Source organism: Microbacterium saccharophilum (assembly GCF_007992455.1).
Classification (GTDB): domain Bacteria; phylum Actinomycetota; class Actinomycetes; order Actinomycetales; family Microbacteriaceae; genus Microbacterium; species Microbacterium saccharophilum.
The window spans coordinates 241,872-265,788 of sequence record NZ_BKAH01000002.1 but is presented as its reverse complement, the minus strand read 5'-3'; the positions used below and the strand labels follow the sequence as shown (position 1 = coordinate 265,788).

The following is a 23,917-nucleotide window of genomic DNA, read 5'->3' as shown; positions in this document are numbered from 1 at the left end:
CCGCAAGGACCCGCTGGTGCGTCGGGAGGAGATGTCACCCCGGGAGGATGGATGCCGGGGATTCGACCTCCCGAGGCGCCATCTCCTCCCGGGGCGTCGCGCCGCGCCGGGGCCGTCGCGCCGCGCCGTGGGGCCGTCGCTCCGTGCCGGGGCCGTCGCTCCGTGGCCCGCCGCGGCGTCGCGCGCGTCGCGGCATCCCGCATCCGTCGGGAGGAGATGTCACCCCGGGAGGATGGATGCCGGGGATTCGACCTCCCGAGGCGTCATCTCCTCCCGGGCGTCACCGCGCGGCCAGGCGGGAGCACCCGGGGCATCGCGGCGCGCGCCGCGCGCATTCCTCGACTGACCCCGCCGCCGCTCAGCCCTCGCCGCGGACGACCTCCGCGAGCTCGTCGGCGTAGCGCTGGGCCGTCTCGGCGTCGGCGGCCTCGACCATGACGCGCACCATGAGCTCCGTGCCGGAGGGGCGCAGCAGCACGCGGCCGGTGTCGCCGAGCTCCGCCTCGACCCGCCGCACGGCGGCGACGACGTCCGGGTCGGTCGCGCGCGAGCGCTCCACGCCGCGGACGTTGATGAGCACCTGCGGGAAGATCGTCATGACGGATGCCAGTTCGGCGAGGCTCTTGCGGGTCCGGGCCATCTCGGCGCACAGGTGCAGGCCGGTGAGCAGCCCGTCGCCCGTGGTGGCGAACTCGCTCATGATGACGTGACCGCTCTGCTCGCCGCCGAGCGCGTAGCCGCCCTCGTTCATGGCTTCCAGGACATACCGGTCGCCGACGGCCGCGGTGACGACGTTGATCCCCTGTGCGGCCATCGCGCGGTGCAGGCCGAGGTTGCTCATGACGGTCGTGACGAGCGTGTCGTCGGTCAGGCGCCCGCGGCGCTTCATCGCGACGGCGAGGATCGCCATGATCTGGTCGCCGTCGACCACCTTGCCGTCGGCGTCCACCGCGAGGCAGCGGTCGGCGTCGCCGTCGTGCGCGATGCCGAGGTGGGCGCCGGTGCGCACGACCTCGGCCGCGAGCTTGTCCAGGTGCGTCGAACCGACGCCGTCGTTGATGTTGACGCCGTCCGGGTCGGCGCCGATGACGGTGACACGGGCGCCCGCGTCGCGGAACGTCTCCGGGGAGACGCCGGATGCCGCGCCGTGCGCGCAGTCCAGCACGATGTGCAGGCCCGTGAGCCGGTTGGGCAGGGATGCCAGGAGGTGCACGACGTACCGGTCCTCGGCGTCCGCGAATCGGCGGATGCGGCCGACGTCGCCGCCGGTGGGCTGCAGCTTCGGCCCGGTCATGGCCTCTTCGATGCGCTGCTCGACCTCATCGGGGAGCTTGACGCCGCCGCGCGCGAAGATCTTGATGCCGTTGTCGGGCGCGGGGTTGTGCGAGGCGGAGACCATGACGCCGAAGTCGGCGTCGATGTCGGCGATCAGGTAGGCGGCGGCCGGTGTCGGTACGACGCCGGCATCCAGCACATCCACCCCCGACGAGGCGAGGCCGGCCGCCACGGCGGCCGCCAGGAACTCACCCGAGACGCGGGGGTCGCGGGCGACCACGGCGGTCAGCCGCTTGCCGGCGGCCTTGCGCGCCTCCGCAATACGCCCCTGGCCCAGGACGACAGCAGTCGCCTGGGCCAGGGTGAGCGCGAGGTCTGCGGTGAGGGGGCCGTTTGCGAGGCCCCGCACACCGTCCGTACCGAACAGCGCCATCGAGCGATTTAGCGCTTCGAGTACTGAGGAGCCTTGCGGGCCTTCTTGAGACCAGCCTTCTTGCGCTCCTTGACGCGAGCGTCACGGGAGAGGAAGCCGGCCTTCTTCAGCGTCGGGCGGTTGTTCTCTTCGTCGATCTGGTTCAGCGACCGGGCGATGCCGAGGCGCAGCGCGCCGGCCTGGCCCGACGGGCCACCACCCGAGATGCGGGCGATGACGTCGTACGCGTCGGTGAGGTTCAGCACCGTGAACGGGTCGTTGATCAGCTGCTGGTGCAGCTTGTTCGGGAAGTAGTCCTCGAGCGTACGGCCGTTGACCGTGATGGTGCCCGAGCCGGGGACCAGGCGCACGCGGGCGATGGCCTGCTTGCGGCGGCCGACTGCAGCACCGGGGACCGACAGCACCGGACGGGGCGCCGCAGCGGCCTCGGTGGCAGGGGTCTCGGTGGTGTAGTTCTCCGGGGTCTGGTCGATGGAGTCAGCGATCTTCGCCATCAGTATGTCCTTAGTCTTTTCGGCGGCGCTTACTGGGCGACCTGGTCGAAGGTGTACGTGGTGGGCTGCTGGGCCGCGTGCGGGTGCTCGGCACCGGCGTAGACCTTGAGCTTCGTCAGCTGCTGGCGACCCAGGCTGTTCTTGGGGAGCATGCCGCGGACGGCCTTCTCGATGGCGCGCGTCGGGTTCTTCTCGAGGAGCTCGGAGTAGGTGACCGACTTGAGGCCACCCGGGTAGCCGGAGTGGCGGTAGGCCTTCTTCTTCTCGAGCTTCTGGCCCGTCAGCGCGACCTTCTCCGCGTTGATGACGATGACGAAGTCACCGGTGTCGACGTGGTTGGCGAAGGTGGGCTTGTGCTTGCCACGCAGGATGGTGGCGGCGTGCGAGGCGAGTCGGCCGAGGACGACGTCGGTCGCGTCGATGACCAGCCACGAGCGCTGGATCTCGCCAGCCTTGGGGGTGTAGGTGCGCGTCACTGTAGTGCTGCTTTCTTGATCGAACGGAGAGGTTCGTGAATCCCACTCCGGGGTGGTTTCCCGAGACGACGTCCCGTGAAACACGCCAGTGGAGGGCTCACGTTCGCGGTACTTGGCCAGCAGGGCACAAGAACCAAAGAGTCAGTCTACGCCATGGGGATGCCGCGGCCAAACCTGCGCGCGCGGAGTGGCCTCGCATGCGCTATATATTCGGACGCGTGCGTCCACGCAGCCCCCGACGGGGCACCGCCTCCACCGCCTCCACGGCCCTGACGGTCATCGCCGGCGCCGCTGCGGTGATGCTCGTGCTGTCGGTGCCGCTGCTGACCACGGCGTACGTGCGCCTCCTCCCCTTCACCGCCGCCGCGCCCGGGATGGCGTTCCACGTGCCCTCCGCCTCGAAGGCGGTGGATGCCGCGGCCTCCGGCACGGCGGGTGACCCGGCCACGCGCGCCGCGGCGTATCTCGCGTCCCAGCCCGAGGCGGTGTGGCTGACGCCCGAGGCGATGCCGATCGAGACGGTCGGCGCCGAGGTGACCGCGCTGGCTGCGGAGGCCCGCGAGCAGGATGCGACCCTCGTCCTCGTCGTCTACGGCCTCCCCGACCGGGACTGCGGCAACCAGTCCGCGGGCGGGCTCGACCCGGCCGCGTACGACGACTGGACCCTCGCGATCGGCGACGCCCTGCGCGCGGCGGAGACGCCGACGGTGGTGATCGTGGAGCCGGATGCGGTGGCCCTCGCCCCCGAGTGCGACGGGATGACGGAGCGCTTCGCGCACATCGCGACCGCCGTGACGAACCTGCAGGCGCGCACCGCGTGGCTCTACCTCGACGGCGGCCACTCGAACTGGCGTCCGGCATCCGAGATGGCGCGGCTCATCTCGCAGATCGGGGTCACCCACATGATCCGCGGCTTCGCGACGAACGTGTCGAACTACAACGCCGACGCCGCCGAGGTCATGTACGCGCGGAGCCTGTCGGCCCACCTCGGCGGGCTGCACGCCGTCATCGACACGAGCCGCAACGGCGCCGGCGCGACCGGCGAGTGGTGCAACCCCGGCGGGCGGCAGGTCGGTCAGCGGAGCGGATCGTTCGGCGACGACATCGTCGACGCCAACCTGTGGATCAAGCCGCCCGGCGAGAGCGACGGCGCCTGCAACGGCGGCCCGCCGGCCGGTCAGTGGTGGCCGGATGCGGTGACCGAGCTGACCCGCTCGGTCGGCTGACGCTCCGCCCCAATAGTCCCTCCCGCCACACGCATGTGGGAGGATGACGACTACTCCGCGCCCCCGCGCGGGCAGCGACGGCGCACGTCGCAGACGGCTCAGAGGATGACCAGGGATCAGTTGGCCGAATCAGAAGAACCGATCAAGACCGCGGTGATCGTCGAGGACGATCCCGAGGTACGCCACCTCCTGATCGACGTGCTCGAATCGGCCGGGTTCTCCACCGTCTCGGTGGGCAACGGCATCGACGGCGTCCGCGCCGTGGCGCAGTACGCGCCGCTCATCACGACGCTCGACGTCAACATGCCGGGGATGGACGGCTTCGAGGCCGCGCGCCGCATCCGCGCGCAGAACCCCGAGACCTACCTCATCATGATCACGGCGCTGCACGACGAGGCCGACGTGGTCCTCGGGCTGTCCGCCGGCGCGGACGACTTCATCCACAAGCCGTTCCGGCCGCGCGAGTTCCGCGCCCGCATCGAAGCGCTGCTGCGCCGCCCGCGCGCCCCGCTCGCCCCGGCGCCGCGTGCGCAGGAGAGCGCCGGCCCGTCCTTCCCCGCCGGACGGCAGCCGGCGACCAGCAGCATGCCGGTCGCGCCGGCCGCGCCCGTGCCGCCGACCCCGGCCGGATCCGGTGACGTCGCGCGCATCGTCGAGCAGCCGGCCGCCGTCGCGGCCGCGCCGGACGGAGCGCACTGGATGACGCACCGCGACCTGCGTCTCGACCCGGACAGCCGCGTCGTGCTCGTCGGTGACGAGGAGCTCGAGCTGACCCGCACCGAGTTCGACCTGCTGGCCGCGCTCATGGAGTCACGCCGGCGCGTGCGGAGCAAGGCCGACCTGACGCTGCTGCTCCGCGGCGAGTCGTACGTCACGACCTATTTCGTCGGCGACGCCGACAAGAGGGCCATCGAGGCGCACATGACGAACCTGCGTCGCAAGCTCGGCGACAACGCCGCGAGCCCGCGGTACATCGAGACCGTGCGCGGGGTCGGCTACCGGCTCACCTCCGACGGCAGCGCGTACTAGCCCCGACCCCGGCCTGCGCCGCGACCCCGCCGCTCAGACGCGGTAGCCGTGCTGACGGCGGATGAGCTTGAGGAACATCCCGAGCGTCTGCAGGATCGTCACGACACCGAGGATGGGCCAGCCCACCCAGAGGATGGATGACTGCACGACGGGGCCGAGCATCGACCAGATGACGGCCAGCGTGATGACGATCGCCACGACGATGATCAGCGGCACCCAGTGCCCGTTGCCGCCGCCCTTCTCCGCCTTCGCCTGCGCGGCCCAGTTGTCGACCTTCTTCTTGGACAGGAAGCGGCTCCAGGCGCGCGCGAAGTGCGACAGCCTGATCCACATGTAGATCTCCGCCGGGATGATGAGCAGCGCGAAGAGCACGTCCTTGCGGGTGCGGTTCTGCATCGTCATCGCCATGCGCACGTTCAGGGCGACGGCCATCGCGATGGGGATGAGCCACACCGGTGAGAAGACGAACGCGTTGAGCGACAGCGACCCGGCCAGCAGCAGCACGAAGGCGATGCGGACGAACAGGTTGACGGCCATGCCGCCGTTCTCCAGCCACCGGACGCGCAGGTTCGGGTGGAACGGCTGACCCTTCGTGTCGCCGCGCTGCCCCGGCCACATGAGCTCGATGGCCCCGTACGTCCACTTCACCTGCTGGGCGTCGAGGCCGCGGAGTGTCGTCATGCCGCCCACGTCGGCGCGCGCGACGGGGCTGATCTTCGTGAGGTAACCGGCGCTCTTGATCTGCAGAGAGAGGAGGGAGTCCTCCACCTCGCTGTCCTTCACCCACGGGGTCGACTGGTGGTTCTCGCGCATGACCTCGCGGAGGGCGTGCGTGGAGAAGATGGAGAACTGCCCGCCGAGGACGGCCATGTTGCGGCCGCGCAGCAGGTTCTGCAGGTTGAACGCGGCGAACTGCGAGCGCTGCCCGCTGATGAGGAACGACGCGAGGCCCTTGAACGGCTTGTTGTCAATCGAGTAGATCGCCGAGATGCCGCCGATGCGGCTGTCGCTCGTGATCTCGGTCTCGAGGTACTCGACGGCCCGCGCATCGGCGGTGGTGTCGCCGTCGACGCCGAGCAGGTAGTCGTAGCCCTCGACCAGCGCGTAGCCGTAGTTGAGGGCGCCGACCTTCTTGTCGGGGTTCTTGCCGATGTCGTGGACGAACACCTCGGTGAACTGCTCGCCCATCTCGGTCGTGATGGTGTGCGCGCCGGCGAACTGCGAGGCGATCGCGACGGTGGCATCCGTCGTGTTGTTGACGACGACGTGGATGACGTCGGGCACGCGCGTCTGGGAGAGCAGGCTCTCGATGACGCTCGCGATCGACTCCTCCTCGTTGTACGCGGGGATGACGCACCCGATGGTCGCGCGCTGCGTGTCGTCGAAGACGTCGATGAAGTCCGACGGGAAGGCGGCGTGCTCCGTGCCGGTGACCTCGAGCTCGACAGGGCGGACGCCACGGGTGGCGAGGGCAGAGGAGGGGGCGGTGCTGGGCGGCGGGAACGTCATGGGTCCAGCTTGCTAGAGTTGCCTCCGCGTCACGTGGAGAGACGGTCGAGGCCACCTCAAGACTCGGTCAAGACCTCCGCAACGGATGAGGCGCCGCCTCCTCCCGTGATGCGGAACCGGTGGGAGCGCTGTGGTCGAGGTGTTCGCGGTCGCGTTGATCCTCGCGTCGGGGATGGGCATCGCCATCATGGTGATCGCCCAGCCGTGGCAGCGCGGTGGCGGGGAGCCCGGTCTGCCGATGACCATGCTCGCCGGGATCGGGGCATTCTCCGCCCTGCTGTCCACGCTCGGCTACGTCATTGCGGACAGCAGCGAGCACCCCTCCATGCCGCTCGTGATCGCGGACACGACGATGCCGCTGGCCGTCGGTCTCCTCTGGGCCGCGATGCGGCGCGGGCGCGACGTCGTCCGGTCGGTGCTGCCCGCGGTCATCGTCCCGTCCGCCCTCGTGGGGGTGACCACCCTCTGGGTCTCGCCCGACGCCGGGCAGTACGCCAAGCTCGGCGTGATCTTCGTGTTGGGCGCCCTGACTGCCTGGGAGTGCTTCCGTCCGAGCGCGCCGCCGAGCGTCGGCCGCACCGTCGTCGGCGCGGCGGTCGGCGCATACGGGGTGTACAGCCTCGTACGTCTGGTCGGCACCGCCGTGCTCGGCATCGACCACCCGCTCTACATCGCGGCGCTGTCGACCGCGCCGAGCGGGATCGTCGGCGCCGTCGTGACGGCCGCGTGCGCGTACGGCGTCACCCGGATCGCCATCGACGAGAGCCGTGTGCGGGGCCCGAAGCGCGTGCTCGGGATCCGCGCCTTCCGCACGGCGGCGGCCATCCGCTTCGCCCTGGCCTCGCCCCGGTCGGTCGTCCTCATCAGCATCCTCGACCTGTCGCTGCACCGCACGGCCTACGGTCGCACCTGGACGCGGGAGGTGTTCGCCGCCCTGCTGGAGGCGGTGGATGCCGCATTCCCGGCCGACGTCGTGATCGGCCGGGTGCGGCCCGGGATCTTCGCGGCGATGGCGACGAGCTTCGAGGTCGACGAGGGCGTGGAGGACGATGTCCGGGCGCTGTTCGCCGAAGGGCTCGACTTGCGCGGCGTGAAGTACCGGCCCGATCTGTCGGTGCAGCAGGTGACGCTGCGCAGCGTCGCGGAGATCGTGCGCGCGGCGCGCCCCGCGAGCCGGGTCGAGCGGCTGAGCCGGTCCGCGTCGAGACCGTAGACTCGGCACCATGGTCGCACCGACGCCGAGCCGCCGCGTGACCTCCGACGGCGCCCTGGCACGCTCCCGTGCGTTGACGCCCGCGGTGAGCACGAGGACGTACTCGGTGTGGCTGGCCCAGCTGCTGCTCGCCGGGATCATCGTCATCCTCGTGCTGATGGCGCAGGCACTGGCGCCGCAGGCGACGACGTCGTGGACGTTCACCGCCGGCATCTCCATCATCATCGTGACGACGGCCGCGACCCTGGCCGTACCGTGGGATCGCCTTCCGGAAGCGTTCGTCCTCGTCGTGCCGCTCGTCGACATCGCCGCCATCGGGCTCCTCACGATCGATCCGCTGCTCAGCGTCGGTTCGCTGTGGCTCTTCCCGGTCGTCTGGATCGCCACGTACTTCGGGCATGTCGCGATCGTCGGCGGACTGGGCCTGATCACCCTGTGCATCGTGATCCGCGACGTCGCGATCCTCGGCCAGCCCGGACCGACGATGCGCCTCATCGTCACCCTCCTGTCGTTCGGGTTCATCTCCCTCTTCATGCGCACGAGCGCCGCGCAGAACCGGGCGTTCAAGCAGCTGCTCAGCCGTCAGGCCGACAAGCTCGCTGCCACCGTCGAGCGCACGAGCCGGCAGGAGCGCGAAGTGTCGCTCCTGCTGGATGCCGTGGACGTCGGCGTCGTGCGGCTGTCCGAGCGCGGCGACATCGTGTACGCCAACGAGACCTACCGCGAGCTGTACGGGCTCGATCCCGGTGACCCGGCGGCGCGCGCCCGCTCCGTGGAGTACGACGGCTTCCGCGGCCGCCCGCTCCCGCCGGACCGTCAGCCGCTGGCCCGCGCCGTCGCCGGCGAGCGGTTCGTCGACGAGCGCCTCTGGCTGTTCGACCAGCACGGCGAATGGTTCGCACTCTCCTTCTCGGCCCGCGACCTCACCGACGACTCCGATGAGTCCGGCACGCTCCTCGTCGTGCACGACATCACCGACGTCATCCGCGCCGAATCCGACCGGCAGAGCCTCGCGGCCCGGGTCTCGCACGAGCTGCGCAACCCCCTGACGGCCGTGCTCGGCTACTCCGAGATGCTCAGCGACGACACCGACGAGGAGCGCACCCGCGACCGCGCAGAGGCGATCAACACCGCCGCGGAGCGGATGATGCGGATGATCGGCGAGCTGCTGGAGACGCCGGCCGCGCAGGCGGCGAAGCCCGTCCGGCAGACGACCAACCTCGGCCAGATCTGCGCCGACGCGGTGACCGCGTTCGACCCGGCGGCCCGCCTGGCCGGCATCGTCCTCCGCCTCGACACCGCCGAAGCCGTGATCGTCGACGGCGATGCCTTCCGGCTGCGCCAGGTCGTCGACAACCTCGTGAGCAACGCGCTGAAGTACACCCTGAAGGGCGGGCGGGTGCGTATCGCCGCGACCCACGACGGCGACACCGCGACGCTCGTCGTCTCCGACACCGGGGTCGGCATGAGCCACAGCGAGGTGCAGCGGATCTTCGAGCCGTACTTCCGCAGCGACAGCGCCCGCGCCAGCGCGACGCAGGGCACGGGCCTCGGGATGGGGATCGTCAAGTCGATCGTCGCGGAGCACAACGGCACCATCGCCGTGCAGAGCGAGCCGGGCGCCGGCACGAAGGTCACCGTCACCCTGCCGGCGCGCCCCGAGCGTCACGACCCGGCGGACGGCGCCGGGGAACCGGCCACCGCCGGCGCGGCGGAGGTGTCGGAGCGATGACCAGCTTCCTGTCCGCCGAGCCCTCCGGCATCCTGCTCGCCCTCTGCGCCGTCGTCTCGGCCTGCGTCGTCCTGGTCGCGACCCTGGGCTTCCTCGCGCTGCCCGTGCCGGCCACGACCCTTTGGACCTCCGCGCTGGCGCTCGCCCTCGTCGCCTGCTGGGGCGCGATCACCGCGACCGCCCTGGGGCTGCCGCCGTCGGCACGGACGATCGCGCTGGCCCCGCTCACCGGCGTGCCCGCCATGATCTGGTCCGGCTTCCGGGCGTCCCGCGGCGCGCGCAGCTTCGGCTGGGTGGGCCCGGCGATCGCCGTGCTCGGCGTCGGGATGCTCTGGTGGCTGCAGAACGAGTCCACCGCCCGCCTCGCGCTGTTCCTCCAGCTCATCGCCGCCGGGGTGTTCGCGGTGCTGCTGGTCATCGAGCTGGTCTTCCTCGCCCGCACCTACCCGCGCCTCACGGCACCGGTCGTGCTCACGTCGGCGCTGATCCCGGTGCTCGTGGTCGCCGCGATCGTCGTGGAGATCGCCACCGGCAGCTCCACCGCCCTCGACGCCGTGCATGCGCTCCTCAGCATCGCGATGATCGTGTACGTCGTCGCCGTCACCGTCACCGTGCTGAGCCTCGTCGCGACCTGGCGCGCGGCGCCGTCCACCACCGGCATGTCCGACCCCGTGCTGCCCGCGCCCCAGTTCGTCGCGCTCGCCACCGAGCGCCTCCGCCGCATCGCGACGCGCGGTGAGCGCACCTGGACGTTCATCGACTTCCGCATGGACGAGCTCCGCAAGATCCAGGCCGCCACGGGTGACGTCGCCGTGGAGACCGTGACGGGCCACTTCGAGCGCGCGATCGCCGCCGTCTTCCCCGCGGATGCCGACCTCGGCCGCGGCGAATCGGGCCAGGTGCTGGTGCTCGTGTCGCTGCCGGCCGTGGCGGCGACCGAGTCGGTGCGGACGGTGCTCACCCGCCTCCGCGACGACTACGCCGGCAACCCGCTCGCGGTGCGCCTCACCGCGAGCGCGGGCGTCGTGCCCATCGATCCGGCTGCCGCCGAGCTGCCCCAGCTGCGCCGCGCCGCGTCGATCGCCGTCGAGGCGGCGCGCGACGACGGCGGCGACCGGTGGCGCCGGGTGGATCCCCCGGTCGCGGCGGTCTGAGCCGGGTCAGCCCGCGGGCGTCGGCGCGATCGCGACGGTGAGCGTGTCGGTCGCGGTCTGCTTCGCGTACTGGTCCGACGTCGGCGTGGTCTGCACGAGCATGTCGTAGGTGAACAGCAGCACGACGTGCGTGGCCTCCTCGGGCACCGCGCCCACCGTGAAGGTCTGCGAGTAGCTGTACGGGTCGAGCGCGAGGTAGCCCGGCGCGACGCTCGACGTGTCGACCTGCGCGGCGAGCGTCGGCAGCGCGGTGGCGCCGTTCATCGGCGTCGCGAGCATCGCGGCGCGCTGCAGGTACACCGACTTGCCATCATCCGGAGTGACCGTGGCGAGCAGGTTCATGCTCACCGGCTTGAGCGCCCCTGCGGTCCACTTGTCCATCAGCAGGTCCGACCAGTAGTCGATCGACAGGCCGAGCGGGCCGGCCTGGAGCGTGCGGCGGGTGGAGCCGGTCGACAGGTCGTTCGGCACGGGCTGCGCCGCGGTGGCGACCGGGGTGGGGGTCGCCGACGGCGACGGGTCGGCCGCCCACGGCGCGGAGGCGCTGCACCCGGCGAGCGCGAGCGCGGCGAGAAGAGCCGGTGCGATCAGCCAGGTGCGAAGAGCGGCGGATGAAGGCACGTCAGTCTCCCGACCATCTGGATGCGGCCGCTCCCAGCCGGAACGGTCGCTTTCAGTGTAGGGCGACGGCGCAGGGCGCCCCGGTGCCGTCAGGCGCGCGCGTAGGCGCGGCGCCGGGCGCGGGCCGCGAAGATCGCGATCCCGCCGAGCGCGACGGCGCCGGCGCCGATCCAGATGCCCTCGGTCGGCACGGTGCCGCCCGTGATCGGCAGCGCCGCACCCTCGGCGGCGGTGACGGTGACGTCGATCGGCAGCACCATCGCGGCACTCGGGCCGTACGCGAGGGTCACGGTGTACGCCCCTGCCGCCGGGCCGGTGAGCGTCGTCGCCGCCCGGCCGGACCGCACGACCTTGTCGATGGTCGCCGCACCGCGCGCCGTGAAGGCGATGGCCGCGAGCGACCCGCTGCGGACGCCCGGCCCGGTGATGCCGAACGTGACCGTGGCGCCCTCGAAGCTGTCGTCGAAATCGCACGTGATGGTGGTCGTCTCACCGACCGGGATGCTGGCGGGCGCGGCCGCGCACGTCGGCGGTGGCACCGTGTATCCGTCCGCCGTGTAGCTGTGAGCGGAGGCGGCGGATGCGCCGCCGAGCAGGAGCGCGCCGGACACGGCGAGCACCGCGAGGGTCTTCTTCATCAAATCCCCAGATTCGAAAGCTGAAACGCAGCCGGTTCGGGCCGTCTGCCAGGCGGTTCGGGCCGCCTCGGCCCATGCTAGCGGTGCGTCAGCCCACAAACGTACCGACGAGGCCGAGCGCGAAGTATGTCGCGTTGAAGACGATGTGCACGAGCACGGCGCCCCAGATGCGGCCGGTCAGCAGCACGAGCAGTGCGCAGGTCGCGCCGACCGCGGCGAGCGAGACCGCGGCGTCGGCCGAGATCGAGCCGGCGACGGTGTGCACGATGAGGAACAGCGCTGTCGAGACGAGGCCGGCGCCGAGGCCCGCGGTGAGCTTGCCGAACGGGCGGCGCAGCGCCGAGTACAGCGCGACGAGGATGACGGCGCGGAAGAAGAACTCCTCGACGACGGGGGCGATGACGACCGACGAGGCGGCATCCGTCAGCCACCACATCGCCGGCAGCTGCCCGTCGAACGTCGTGAAGGTGGGGAAGTCGGCGCCGGCGCCGGACATCTCCGACACGACGCCCTGGAAGATGCGCAGCGCGACGCCCAGCATGAGGCCGTACAGCAGGTCGATGGGGCGGAACTTCAGCAGCCCGACCGGACGCGACCGCCGGAACGCCCACACGACCGGCACGAGCATCGACAGCCACAGCACCGCGGTCGCGGTGAACGACGCCCACGGCGAGGCCCACGACGTGGAGATGACGAAGCCGAGCAGCACCCCGACGCCGAGGCTGAAGCACGCCCACGCGAGCGTCAGCTCGCGCCACGGCCGCACGGTGCGGCCGCCGAGGCGCCAGTCGGTGCGGCCGGCGCGGCGGGTGCGGGCCCGCGAGGTCGGCACGGCGACGGCGGGGGCGGCCGTGGCGACGCTCGACGTCGCTGCCGGCGCGGTCTCGGCGGGCGCCATCACGTCGATAGGCTGTTCGTCCACGGGGCCACGCTACCCGGCGCCACCCTGCGCGCGAACCGCGCCCCGCCCCCTGTGCTCCGGCATCCCCCCAGCCGAAGGTGACATCGTGTTCGAGATCCTGACCGTCTGCACCGGCAACATCTGCCGGTCGCCACTGGCGGAACTGCTGCTGCGCACCCGCCTCGCGGGCCTCGACGTGCAGGTGCACAGCGCCGGCACGCGCGGGCTCGCGAGCGCCCCGATGACGGAGGAGGCGATCCGCCTCGCCACCCTCCGCGGCGTCGCCGATGACGACGCCCGCGCGCACCGGTCGCGGTTCCTCACCGAACGGCACCTCGAGAGCCCCGACCTCATCCTCACGATGACGCGCGACCACCGCCGCGCCGTCGCCGAGCTCGCGCCCGCGCGCCTGCGGTCCACGTTCACGTTCCGCGAGTTCGCCCGCCTGGCCGCCACCGTTCCCGACGAGGCGATCGCGGATGCCGCCGCCGCGGCCGGCCCCGACGCCTCGGCGCGCGTGCGGGCGGCCGCCGTCGTCGTCGCCGCGCAGCGCGGCCTCACGCTCGGCCCCGCAGACGCGGAGGACGACGACGTGACCGACCCGTTCCGCCGGTCGTGGGCGACGTATGAGCTTTCCGGCGCGCAGCTCGATCCGGCGATCGACCAGGTCGTCCGCGTCGTGCGTCTCGCCGTGGCCTGACCGCGGAGCGCATCCGCACGGAAACGGCCGCGAAACCGCCCTGTGGCAGACTGAGAACACCCCCATCACGGCGCCCGTCCTGGCGTGCCGCATCCGAGAGGCACCATGGAGCTCAGCGACTACATCCGCATCCTGCGCAAGAGCTGGGCGATCATCGTCGTCGCCAGCCTCTTGGGCCTCGGCGCGGCGGCGGCGTACTCCCTCACGAGGACGCCCACGTACGAGTCCTCCAGCACCGTCTTCGTCTCCACGCAGACCGGCGGCACCGTCGCCGAGCTGCAGCAGGGCTCGAGCTTCACGCAGGCGCGCATCAACACGTATGTCGGGCTCGTCCCGACGCCCATCGTCATGAACCCGGTCATCGCCGAGCTCGAGCTCGGCATCACCGCCGGTGAGCTCGCGAAGTCGGTCACGGCGTCGTCGGCGCTCAACTCCACCCTCATCACGATCCTCGTGGAAGACCCCGACCCGGTGCGGGCCGCGGATGTCGCCAATGCGCTGGCCGCGAGCCTCACGAGCGCCGTGGAGAGCATCGAGACCCCGAACGACAGCGACGTCAGCCCCGTGCGCCTCACCCGGGTGCGCGACGCGCAGCCCGCCCTCACCCCGGCGAGCCCCAACACGCCCCTGAACCTCGCGCTCGGCACGCTCGTCGGCCTCGCGCTCGGCATCGGCATCGCCGTGCTGCGGTCGGTGCTCGACACCCGCGTGCGCACGCCGCGCGACGCCGAGCAGGTCACGAAGGCCCCGATGATCGGCGCGATCGCGTTCGACCCGAAGGCCAAGGAGCGGCCGCTCATCGTGCACGCCGACCCGCTCAGCCCCCGCGCCGAGTCGTTCCGCGCGCTCCGCACCAACCTGCAGTTCCTCGACATGGGGGGCCGCTCGAGCTTCGTCGTCACGAGCTCGGTGCCGAGCGAAGGCAAGTCGACGACGACGATCAACCTCGCGATCGCGCTGGCGGATGCCGGCAAGCGCGTCGCCCTGCTCGACACCGATCTGCGCAAGCCGAAGGTCGCCGAGTACCTCGGCATGGAGGGCGGCGCCGGTCTCACCGACGTGCTCATCGGTCGCGCCCGCGTGGGCGACGTGATGCTCCCGTGGGGTGGCCGCAGCCTCTACGTGCTCCCGGCCGGCAAGATCCCGCCGAACCCGAGCGAGCTGCTCGGCTCGAAGCAGATGAAGACCCTCCTCGACGTGCTCGAGCGCGACTTCGATGTCGTGCTGTGCGACGCTCCCCCGCTCCTGCCCGTCACCGACGGCGCGATCCTTGCCCGGGCCACGAGCGGCGCGCTCGTCATCGTCGCCGCGGGCCGCACCACCCGCCACCAGCTGCAGGGCGCGACCGACGCCCTCGAGACGGTGGGCGCGAAGGTCGCCGGCATCGTCATGTCGATGGTGCCGACCCGCGGACCCGACTCGTACTACGGCGGCTACGGCTACGGCTATGGCGGCTACGGCGGGTACGTCGAGAAGGGCACCGCGAAGAAGGCCGCGAAGGGCCGCAAGCGCACGGGCCCCATCGCACAGGTGCCGAGCGCCGCGAGCATCGGCGACCTCGGTTTCGGCCCGCGTGCCGGTGGCGCGCCCGTCACCGGCACGCAGCCGACCGACGGCCAGCCCACCGGAACGCAGCCGACTCTGCCGCAGACGCGCCGCAGCGACCCCTCCTGACACGGATGGCACGGTGGCGACGCGGGGGCAACCCTGCGCAGGGAGTGTTCGCGGGCATCGGCGTCACGGTGCTCGCCGTCGCCGTGATACTGCTGGCGGTGTACGCGCTGCAGCAGACCGGCGCTGAGGCAACAGGTGCCCGCGCGACGCCGAAGCCGACGTTCTCCTTCGGCGGTCCAGCCCCGTTGCCGACGGGCGACGCGGCGACCGGCACGCCGACGCCGAGCCCGACGGCTGATGCCGGCTCGGATGCGACGACCCCCGGCGCCGACGAGCGCTTTCTCGCTGTCGGCGAGGACGCGCTGTGGCGCGGCACGGCGGGCGCGTGCGGCGGTGACGCCCCGACGATCGAGGTGTCGTATGACACCGGTGCGACCTGGACCGACGTCACCCCGACCTACCGCGGCATCGCGCAGCTGCGTACCCTGTCGACCTTCGGCGGCCCGAACGCCGAGACTGTGGCCGATGTCGGCGAGGACTGCGAGACGCAGGCACTCCGCACGTTCACGGCCGGGGAGTTCTGGGCGCCGTATCCTGACGAGCTGGCGTCGTCGACGTATGTTGACCCCGCGGATGACGCGACGATCATCACACCTGACGGCGCCATCGAGGCGCCCTGCGCCGAGCCGTGGGACATCCGCGCTCGCGGCGGTGTAGTCGCTCTGATCTGTGATGGCTCTGCCTACGTGCGGGATGCCGATGAGTGGGCGCCACTCGTCGAGACGGGCGCCGCCGGGCTCTCGGTGAGCGCAGACGGCGCGATCGCGATCGCACACACCGTTTCATCGTGTGACGGGGTCGCAATCTCACGTTACGAGGACGGCGCGACGGACGAGACGGAGTGCGTCGGGGACGTCGACCCGCGGGTTTCTGGGGCTATCGCCTTCGCGGGCGACGCTCTGCTGTTGTGGTTTGGAGACGCTGTCGTCACCCTCGGGTAGCCCGAAACAAGTGCGCAATCAAACGCAAGTTACACTTGGGGCGGGGAAGGAGCCGAGGAACGAAACTGTGACGTCGAAAATTCAGGCCGACGCGACGCAGACGTCGCCCGAATCCGATGAACCCGAAACCCTCCGCACCTCCGCTGGCGCCGTCCCGACGACGACCGGGCCCATCGATGTCCGTAAACCCGATCGGTGGCGAGACCGCTACGCTCGGCGCCTCTGGCTGACCGACTTAGTCGCGCTCGTATGGGTTGTCTATGGAACGCAGATCGCCTGGTTCGGACTCGGCAACGTTGAAGTCTCCATCCGCGAGGACACCCGGATCAGCGACGTCTCCTACTGGGTCTTTTCCGCCATCCTGATAGCCGCCTGGATGGCTGCCCTCAGCCTCGCGGATACCCGCGACTACCGCGTAATCGGCACGGGACCGACCGAATATACGAGCATCGTCCGGGCCAGCTTCTTCTTGTTCGGCGCCGTCGCCATCATCGCGTTCCTCTCTCGCGTGGACGTGGCGCGAGGCTTCCTAGTGATCAGCCTCCCGTTTGGCATCATTGTGCTCATTCTCGAACGCTGGCTGTGGCGGCAGTGGTTGGTGGCCAAACGATTGGCGGGTCAGTACTCGGCACGAGTCCTGCTGGTCGGGTCACGCGAGTCGGTCGCGCAGGTCGCTCGCGAGCTTGCGCGTTCCTCGACTAGCGGCTATCGCGTGGTGGGGGCATGCGTACCGTCGGGAAAGGTAGCCGACATGATTGACGGCACCGATATCCCCATCATGGGGAACGTCGACTCCATCAGTCGCGCGATCGCGGTGACCAATGCCGACACCGTCGCGGTGACGAGCACGGACGAACTGCCACCGTTCAAGGTGAAGCAAATCTCGTGGGGGCTGGAGGCCGGCCAGCAGCATCTGGTTTTGGCGCCGAGCATCGTCGATGTCGCCGGGCCGCGCATTCACATTCGGCCGGTCGCAGGCCTGCCATTGATCCATGTCGAAACACCGAAGTTCACGCGCGGCCAGGCATTCGCAAAGCGAATGACGGATCTTATGTTGTCCATCGCCGGCGGCGTCCTCATCAGCCCCGTCCTTCTCGCGCTGGCGCTGCTCGTGAAGTTCTCTAGTCCCGGTCCAGTGCTGTTCAGACAAACACGCATCGGCTATCAGGGTCGCCAGTTCACCATGCTCAAGTTCCGCTCCATGGTTACCAACGCTGAAGACCTTCTGCCGGGCCTGCAGCAGCAGCGTGACGCCGGCAATGAGGTGCTTTTCAAGATGAAGAACGACCCCCGAGTGACGCCGGTCGGGCGAGTGATGCGTCGCTTCAGCCTCGATGAGTTGCCGCAGATTTTCAACGTCATTTCGGGCTCGATGTCACTCGTCGGTCCGCGCCCCCCACTCCCGAACGAAGTCGCTGTGTACGCCGATCACGTACACCGTCGATTCCTCGCCAAGCCCGGCATCACGGGGGCATGGCAGGTCGGGGGGCGCTCCACGCTGTCCTGGGACGAATCCGTTCGCCTAGACCTGTCCTATGTCGAGAACTGGAGCCTGCTTGGCGATTTTGTGATACTCGCACGCACCCTGCGAGCTACCATTGCACCCTCAGGATCGGCGCACTAGGTGAGGCGACGCGCCAATCCGGGCATCAACGGTCCGAAGTCAACCGCCACCGCCGAAACGCGATGCGCAGGATCCGCTGAGCCCGGCGCCTCGCGACGCGCTCTGCTTGCGTTACGACTGCCCCCTGCCCCAGCCCCCCACCGGCACTAGCACTGAGAGTTCCGATCATGTCCCCCACCTCTCATCCGACTTCCCCAAGTCGACTCCCCCCCGTCAACCACGCCTTCGAGACGCGGACGGTCGGGAGCATCCCATTTTGCGTCGCTTCACCCGAAGACGCAACCACCTGGCTTCTCGATGCCGAGGACCGTCGTGCGGCGCCCGTTAACGTTCGTCTCGCCAACGCCTACAATGTCGCGCTCGCAGACAGGGATCCTTCGTACCGACAACTGCTTGTCGAGGAGGGCGTCAACTTTCCTGACGGCACACCCGTCGTCTGGTTCATGAACTCGCAGCTGCCTCGAACTGCGAGGCGTGTTCGCGGGCCTTCGCTCTTTGTAGATGTCATGCGGGCCGGGGTGGAGCGAGGGACGCGGCATTTCCTGCTCGGCGGCACGCCGGAGACGCTGGCTCAATTGAAGGAAGCCCTCGCAGCCACTCATCCCGGCATCAACGTCGTCGGCTCGTACTCGCCTCCGTTCGCACCCGTTACGGCGGAGTATATCGCGGTGTGCGCGGACCACATTCGTCAGACCAAGCCCGACCTGGTGTGGGTAGGGCTAGGGACTCCGAAACAGGATGTGGTCGGGACTGCCCTCGCACGAGAGGCCATGGTCACGACCGTGAACGTTGGCGCAGCATTCGACTTCGCGGCAGGGACAGTCCGCCAGGCGCCGGTATGGGTCCAACGGTCGGGATTTGAGTGGTTGTACAGGCTAGCCTCGGAGCCGCGTCGCCTCTGGCGACGTTACGTCTTCGGCAATCTGCGTTTCCTCCGCGCCGCATTCAGCCACCGATTCGCTGATGGCACAGGGGGCGGATCATGAGGATGCGCGAGGCGTTGAAGAAGACATTCCGGCGGAGCGAGACCGAGCGATATCGGCGCGCCGGAGCACGAATCGGCGACCGGTTCTTGCCGAACGGCGCGATCATCAGCCCGAACGACTGCCCGTTCGTGACCATCGGGAACTACGTGACCTTTGGCCCCGGCGTGATGATCCTGACGCACGACGCCGCGTTGCGAGACCACATTGGCTGGACTCGAGTCCAGCCAGTGGAAATCGAGGATGAAGTCTTCATAGGGGCGCGATCGACGATTCTGCCCGGTGTCCTCATCGGGCGCGGGTCCATCATCGCCGCAGGGAGCGTCGTCACAAAAAGCATCCCCCGTGGAGAAGTCTGGGGCGGTGTTCCTGCGAGACCCATCGCAGATGTGGCGACGACCCGGGCGAGGAACTTGGCCGCGGGAGAGCATTGGCCACGGTTTGACCAGGGCTGGAAAGCCGAGCTCGACGACCCGGCTAGCTCAGCGCGCCTGGTGGAGTCCGTCAAGGTAGCCGGCGGGGGTTGGTTCTATTGATGTCCTATGACGTTGGAGTCGTGGTGCCGACGCTCGGCGAACGCCCCGCGTGGCTTCGGCAGACGTTGTCCTCGATTCGCACTCAGGCCGGTGTCACCACGAAACTCGTGATCGTCGGTCCGGCCTCACCGACACTCGTCTCCATGGCGAGTGAGTTCCAGGCGAGCCATATCGTTTCCGGACCTCGAGGGCTTAGCACGGCCATCAACGAAGGGTTTGACGCGCTTCTCGACCAGTGCACGTTTGTCACGTGGCTCGGAGATGACGATCTGCTAGCACCTGCCGCCCTCGAGACGTTGTCACAAGCGCTGGCTGAGAGTCCTCAGGCACGTTTCGGCTATGGCCGCACGCGGTACATCGACGAACTCGGCGACACGATCCACCTCAGTCGGCCAACGAGGTGGGCGCCTCTATACATGCGAATCGGCAAAGACTACGTCCCTCAACCAGGTTCGCTGTTGAGAGCATCAGCTATCGAGCGCCGGCCGGTCGTCGATGAGGGGCTCAGGAACGCGATGGATCTGGAGTTGTTCCTCTTTCTCTCCGAGGGCGGAAGCCACCGCTGGCGGTACGTGCCCAAGGAGCTTTCGGCCTATCGGCTCCACTCGGCTTCCATAACGGCGACCAAGGGTGCGCGAGACGAATCGATGGACGTGCGACGGCGGTACGCGCACAGCCCCGGACGGCGGTTGGGTCTTTTGGTGAGACCAGCGACGCGAGCTCTTGAGAAGGTGTACGACGCGTATATGTGGCGGACGAGATTCGACTCCCCCCCACTTGTAGCGGGCAAGCCCTACACAAAGCCCAGTTCATGAGTCCTGAATTTCAGTCTCGCGGGGGCCCACGTTTGGACCCTGCAGTGGGGCTTCTCGTTTCTCTATCCACGGCAGTAGTCGTCATACCGGGCCTCTCCTTTACTCTTCTCGGAGTAGTCGCGGTGGTCCTGTTACCAGTCACAGCGATCCATCTCCGGGAGCCAGCCGGAAAGTGGTTCGTACGGGGGATTCTTGTCTGGCTGACGTCGGTCCTGGTCAGCGTGATCCTGCAGAACACCTCCGTGATGAGCGGAGGCGCAAATGTGACTTACCCGCTTGTCACACTGGCAACGTACTTGCTCCTCCTTCACCTGGCCCGAGAATCGCCACGACGATTGAAGGAGTTGTGTGTCTGGGTGGCGGTGGGACTCGCTGCCGGGGCGATATGGCAGCCGATTATCTCAACGTCACTGTCGCCGATTAAGCTTGGTGCTGGTCTCGGGCTGGCGGTCGCAGCGGTTGCACTGGCGAGCAATGCCCGTCGGGGGGCCCTCGGGCCGGCGATCATCGTTGCTACCGGAGTTGTTCTACTCCTCCTTGACTTTCGCAGCCTGGGCCTGATCGTCATCCTGTCTGTTCTCCCTAACCTTTTCGGCAGAGTGGACGGGAGGTCACTCCGGCCGACTCACGGCGTTGCGCTGCTTATCGCGGCGATGGGAGTCGTCTGGGCCATCTCAGGCGCACTCCAGGCGGGATGGTTCGGGAGCGACGCCAAGGCGCGATTCGATTCGCAAATGGGGAGTTCCGCGGGCCTCATCGAAGTGGCACGACCTGAGATTGTCGTCTCTATGATCGCTCTTCGAGACTCCTGGTTTACTGGTCGTGGGTTCGGCGCGAGCCTCGACAACCAGGAGGCGTCGCTCGCTGTCGGGACCTACATCCAGATGGGTCTCCCGCTGAACGATGTTCAACTCGAGAGAATTTTGGGTGGCGGAATCAACTCGCATAGCCTGCTCTTCACAATCTGGATTGCGACCGGACTCTTGGGCGCTATGGGTGTCGCCCTAATCGTCGCTCACTGCTGGCGCGCGGTTGGCCCCAGCGCGGCATATGGGATAGTCAACCTAACCCTCTTTGCGGCGCTTCTTGTGACTTGGGACGCGCTCTTCTCCCCCTGGAACGTGCGGGGCGAGGTCTGGCTGGGTCTTGCGGGGGCAATCGCTACGCTGTCGATTCGCGCAAAGGTGTACAGCACTGTATTGGACCGCGTTCGTTGAGCGTTGCCAGAGCCGTACTCCGCGCAGGCAGTAGCCGCCTGCTTACGCTTCCCGTGACCGCGGCGGCAAGCCTCGTAACGGCGCGAATTATCATCGACCAGACCGGGAGCTCGGGCTTCGCTGTGATCTCGACGGTTTCCACACTCGCGCAAGTCCTCCCGTTCGCAGACCTGGGAGTCGGCGCCGGGGTTGTAAATGCTCTCGCAGCTCGCAGTGCCAGCGACCGGGTCAAGTGGGGGACCATCGCCTCGGCCGTGCGGATCGCGATCGCGTCAGCACTAGCGATAGTCGTCATTGCGCTCAGCGTCAATCTCTTCGGCTCCTGGGGAACGATTCTCGGTCTTCAGGAGTACCAGAGTCCGGACCTCGATCTCATAGTGGCGGTCGCGCTAGCCTTCTTCGCGGCCTCCGTCCCTCTGGGAATCGGACAACGCGTACTGGTAGGACTATCACGAAACGCCCAGGCGGTCCTATTAAGCGGGCTCACCCCACTTCTCACTCTCGCTCTCACGGTGTCCGTTGTGGCCCTCAGCCCGGGGAACTGGCTGCTGCTTGCAATCTGTCCATCGGCCGCACTCGCATGCACATCTGCGGTCATGGCGGCCTCCGCCGTTCGTCGGACGAAGTTCAAGCCTCGTTGGATCTTCGACGCGGACTTTCGTGCGGGCGGGCTGCTGCGTCAGGGTATGTACTTCACCGTGATTACCCTGACGGCGAGTCTGATGTTGCCCCTTGGCAGAATCATCATTGCTCGAAGCGGGGACCTCCACGCAGTCGCAGATTTCTCGCTCATTATGCAGCTGTACCTGCCCGCCACCTCTGTCGTCTCCGCCGCTGCAATAGCCCTATGGCCCCATTTCGCAGCGAATCGATCCGCGGGTCTAGCGACGCGCAAGAAGTCGCTGATACCTGTCGCGTGGTTCGGAGGGGTCGGCGTGGCCGGTGGCAGCGCCGTCGTGCTTCTCGGGCCAGTTGTGGCGACTGTGGTGTCGGGGGGTGCCGTCGAACCACCAACCGCTGCCTGGCTCAGCGCGGGGGTGCTGCTTGTCGTACAATCCCTCCAGTTCGCGATCGGCATGAACCTGACCACGGAAGACGGCCTGCGATTCCAGGCGCTGTGGTCAATACCGATGTCTGCGTGTGCGGTTTCGCTCACATTGCTGCTTGTCAGCGAACATTTGCCCGCAGCCCCGTTTGCCGCTTCGGCAATCTGCCTCGCTGTCTTCCTGGTAGCACCGGGCATCATTCGCATCGTCAGAAGCTGGGGCCCTGAGATCACATGAGTAGGGACATCAATGCCTGAGGTTGCAGTTTCCTTGACGTCGTATCCCGCCCGAATAAGAGCGGTGGGACGGACGATTCGGTCAATTCTTCGACAGAAGACAACGCCGGACGTCATCTTCTTGGCGCTAGCGCGCGACGAGTTCCACGGCGGTACGAGCGACCTTCCAGCCAGCCTGCAACGACTAATTCGTCTGCACTCGGAGAAGATTGAAGTAGTGTTCACGGACAATAGTCGTTCTTACAAGAAGATCCTCCCCGCGCTCTCCGCCTTCGGCGCGGGCTCGACTATCGTTACCGCCGATGATGACGTTACCTACCCAACCGATTGGCTAGCAGGGTTACTGGCCGGCAGTCAAGCGACACCTAACGCCAGCGTCGGAACCCGCGGCACGTTGATGCGGGCAGACAAGGACGGCCTCTCGCCCTACGTCTCGTGGCCAGCGGCACCTCTAGACTGGCCTCACCCCGCGGTCTTCCTCACGGGCCGCGGCGGAATTCTGTACCCGCCGGGCTCACTACAACACGCGAGTTCGCCCCACTACGCCGACGTGGCCCCGTCTGCTGACGATGTTTGGCTGAAATGCGCCACGCTAAGTGCGGGGTTCGCGTCGGCTCGCGTGGGTAGCGGTCGCGAATACCGCTCGAATGGAGCATCCCAAGGTGGCGCCCTACACAAGAAGAACGTGCCCGCGACTCGCGGCCGATCCGTAAACGATGATGCGATCCGAGCTTGCTTAGCTCACTTCTCGCTGACCTTGTCCGACCTCTGCCTGTCTTGAGGACCTCTCCATGCGATTCATGCCGACTTTGAGAGATGCACGCGCGGGGGCTTGGGAGTTCCTCGCGTGCTCGGTTGGAGGCAGCCCGCTCCTTCCCCCCATCGTTCGGCGGCGGTGGTTGCAGATGCTCGGGGTCGACATTCGCAATGCACGCATCAAGTCAGGCGTCTACTTCGGAAGTCGAAGGATTCACATCCACGACGGAGCCTTCATCAACGTGGGAGTCTTCATCGATGGGTCCGGCGAGGTCACGATCGAGGAGAATTGCAGCATCGCGTACAACGTCACTTTCGCATCGAGCGGCCATCGGATCGGGCCGAGCGATAGGAGGACGGGTGAACATGAAGGGTTGCCGATAACCATCGGGCGCGGTACCTGGGTGGGCGCGAACACCGTGATCCTGGGAGGGGTATCCATTGGGAACGGGTGCGTCGTAGCTGCCGGGTCAGTAGTCACTAGGGACTGTGCGCCCAACGGCCTCTACGCTGGCGCGCCCGCGCGGCGCCTTCGGGACTTGCCGTAGCGGCCAGCGGCCAGTTCCAGACAGGGATCTAAACGCGGCGGTGTCACGACCCGCGAACCTAGACGGCATGACACACCGGGCCCGCATAGAGCTCGCTCAGATCTATCGAGATTCCGCGCAGGCGCCCGACGGAGCGCATG

General features: G+C 68.5%; 22 protein-coding genes. 15 read left to right on the top strand and 7 right to left on the bottom strand.

Annotation, left to right across the window (positions count from 1 at the left end; translation table 11 throughout):
• Positions 1-358 precede the first annotated feature (358 nt).
• The 3 genes from glmM to rplM are packed head-to-tail and all read right to left on the bottom strand — an operon-like array spanning position 359 to position 2,678.
• Complete coding sequence (gene glmM, locus MSA03_RS03280; RefSeq protein ID WP_147049608.1) at positions 359-1,708, bottom strand: phosphoglucosamine mutase; 1,350 nt, start codon at positions 1,706-1,708, stop codon at positions 359-361.
• 8 nt (positions 1,709-1,716) lie between these two features.
• Positions 1,717-2,202, bottom strand: a complete 486-nt coding sequence (rpsI, locus tag MSA03_RS03275) for a 30S ribosomal protein S9 (protein ID WP_028497248.1) — start codon at positions 2,200-2,202, stop codon at positions 1,717-1,719.
• 29 nt (positions 2,203-2,231) lie between these two features.
• Complete coding sequence (gene rplM, locus MSA03_RS03270) at positions 2,232-2,678, bottom strand: 50S ribosomal protein L13 (RefSeq protein WP_028497247.1); 447 nt, start codon at positions 2,676-2,678, stop codon at positions 2,232-2,234.
• Between the two features lie 218 nt (positions 2,679-2,896).
• Here rplM and MSA03_RS03265 point away from each other — a divergent pair, with 218 nt between their 5' ends.
• Positions 2,897-3,904, top strand: coding sequence for a glycoside hydrolase family 6 protein (locus MSA03_RS03265; RefSeq protein WP_244946299.1), 1,008 nt, complete (start codon positions 2,897-2,899; stop codon positions 3,902-3,904).
• Positions 3,905-4,009: 105 nt separating this feature from the next.
• Positions 4,010-4,933, top strand: coding sequence for a response regulator transcription factor (locus tag MSA03_RS03260; RefSeq protein WP_147049607.1), 924 nt, complete (start codon positions 4,010-4,012; stop codon positions 4,931-4,933).
• 33 nt (positions 4,934-4,966) lie between these two features.
• Here the strand turns inward: MSA03_RS03260 and MSA03_RS03255 are convergent, their stop codons facing one another.
• A complete protein-coding gene (locus MSA03_RS03255; RefSeq protein ID WP_147049606.1) occupies positions 4,967-6,442 on the bottom strand; it encodes a glycosyltransferase family 2 protein in 1,476 nt (491 codons plus the stop codon).
• Between the two features lie 130 nt (positions 6,443-6,572).
• On the opposite strand from MSA03_RS03255, the gene MSA03_RS03250 reads away from it, so the two are divergent.
• The 3 genes from MSA03_RS03250 to MSA03_RS03240 are packed head-to-tail and all read left to right on the top strand — an operon-like array spanning position 6,573 to position 10,541.
• Positions 6,573-7,655 (top strand): hypothetical protein, encoded by a 1,083-nt coding sequence (locus MSA03_RS03250; protein ID WP_147049605.1) that lies wholly within the window; start codon positions 6,573-6,575, stop codon positions 7,653-7,655.
• A 10-nt stretch (positions 7,656-7,665) separates the two neighbouring features.
• Positions 7,666-9,387: a sensor histidine kinase gene (locus MSA03_RS03245; protein WP_147049604.1), complete on the top strand. Its 1,722-nt coding sequence runs from the start codon at positions 7,666-7,668 to the stop codon at positions 9,385-9,387.
• Positions 9,384-10,541, top strand: coding sequence for a nucleotidyl cyclase domain-containing protein (locus tag MSA03_RS03240; RefSeq protein ID WP_147049603.1), 1,158 nt, complete (start codon positions 9,384-9,386; stop codon positions 10,539-10,541). The genes MSA03_RS03245 and MSA03_RS03240 overlap by 4 nt, the downstream gene beginning before the upstream one ends.
• A gap of 6 nt (positions 10,542-10,547) precedes the next feature.
• On the opposite strand, the gene MSA03_RS03235 is transcribed toward MSA03_RS03240, so the two are convergent.
• The 3 genes from MSA03_RS03235 to MSA03_RS03225 form a co-directional block, all read right to left on the bottom strand.
• Positions 10,548-11,162, bottom strand: coding sequence for a hypothetical protein (locus MSA03_RS03235; protein WP_147049602.1), 615 nt, complete (start codon positions 11,160-11,162; stop codon positions 10,548-10,550).
• 89 nt (positions 11,163-11,251) lie between these two features.
• On the bottom strand, positions 11,252-11,800 hold the full coding sequence (locus tag MSA03_RS03230) for a hypothetical protein (RefSeq protein ID WP_147049601.1): 549 nt from the start codon (positions 11,798-11,800) through the stop codon (positions 11,252-11,254).
• Positions 11,801-11,888: 88 nt separating this feature from the next.
• Complete coding sequence (locus MSA03_RS03225; RefSeq protein WP_244946298.1) at positions 11,889-12,722, bottom strand: CPBP family intramembrane glutamic endopeptidase; 834 nt, start codon at positions 12,720-12,722, stop codon at positions 11,889-11,891.
• Between the two features lie 85 nt (positions 12,723-12,807).
• Between MSA03_RS03225 and MSA03_RS03220 the strand changes: the two genes are divergently transcribed.
• The 10 genes from MSA03_RS03220 to MSA03_RS14670 all read left to right on the top strand — a co-directional run bounded on the left by MSA03_RS03220 (position 12,808) and on the right by MSA03_RS14670 (position 23,777).
• On the top strand, positions 12,808-13,401 hold the full coding sequence (locus MSA03_RS03220; protein ID WP_147049600.1) for an arsenate reductase/protein-tyrosine-phosphatase family protein: 594 nt from the start codon (positions 12,808-12,810) through the stop codon (positions 13,399-13,401).
• 105 nt (positions 13,402-13,506) lie between these two features.
• The gene (locus MSA03_RS03215) at positions 13,507-15,075 is read left to right on the top strand and encodes a tyrosine-protein kinase domain-containing protein (RefSeq protein ID WP_147049599.1); all 1,569 of its coding nucleotides are present in this window, start codon (positions 13,507-13,509) and stop codon (positions 15,073-15,075) included.
• Positions 15,076-15,119: 44 nt separating this feature from the next.
• Entirely contained in the window at positions 15,120-16,016 is an 897-nt protein-coding gene (locus MSA03_RS03210; protein WP_147049598.1) for a hypothetical protein, read from the top strand.
• A 67-nt stretch (positions 16,017-16,083) separates the two neighbouring features.
• Entirely contained in the window at positions 16,084-17,640 is a 1,557-nt protein-coding gene (locus MSA03_RS03205; RefSeq protein ID WP_147049597.1) for a sugar transferase, read from the top strand.
• Between the two features lie 167 nt (positions 17,641-17,807).
• A complete protein-coding gene (locus MSA03_RS03200; protein ID WP_147049596.1) occupies positions 17,808-18,626 on the top strand; it encodes a WecB/TagA/CpsF family glycosyltransferase in 819 nt (272 codons plus the stop codon).
• Positions 18,623-19,159 (top strand): acyltransferase, encoded by a 537-nt coding sequence (locus MSA03_RS03195; protein ID WP_147049595.1) that lies wholly within the window; start codon positions 18,623-18,625, stop codon positions 19,157-19,159. The genes MSA03_RS03200 and MSA03_RS03195 overlap by 4 nt, the downstream gene beginning before the upstream one ends.
• On the top strand, positions 19,159-19,974 hold the full coding sequence (locus MSA03_RS03190) for a glycosyltransferase (RefSeq protein WP_147049594.1): 816 nt from the start codon (positions 19,159-19,161) through the stop codon (positions 19,972-19,974). The genes MSA03_RS03195 and MSA03_RS03190 overlap by 1 nt, the downstream gene beginning before the upstream one ends.
• A gap of 44 nt (positions 19,975-20,018) precedes the next feature.
• Positions 20,019-21,191: a hypothetical protein gene (locus MSA03_RS03185; RefSeq protein ID WP_147049593.1), complete on the top strand. Its 1,173-nt coding sequence runs from the start codon at positions 20,019-20,021 to the stop codon at positions 21,189-21,191.
• A 53-nt stretch (positions 21,192-21,244) separates the two neighbouring features.
• Complete coding sequence (locus tag MSA03_RS03180; protein WP_147049592.1) at positions 21,245-22,474, top strand: oligosaccharide flippase family protein; 1,230 nt, start codon at positions 21,245-21,247, stop codon at positions 22,472-22,474.
• 790 nt (positions 22,475-23,264) lie between these two features.
• Positions 23,265-23,777, top strand: a complete 513-nt coding sequence (locus MSA03_RS14670; protein ID WP_147049591.1) for an acyltransferase — start codon at positions 23,265-23,267, stop codon at positions 23,775-23,777.
• The last annotated feature ends 140 nt before the right edge of the window (positions 23,778-23,917 follow it).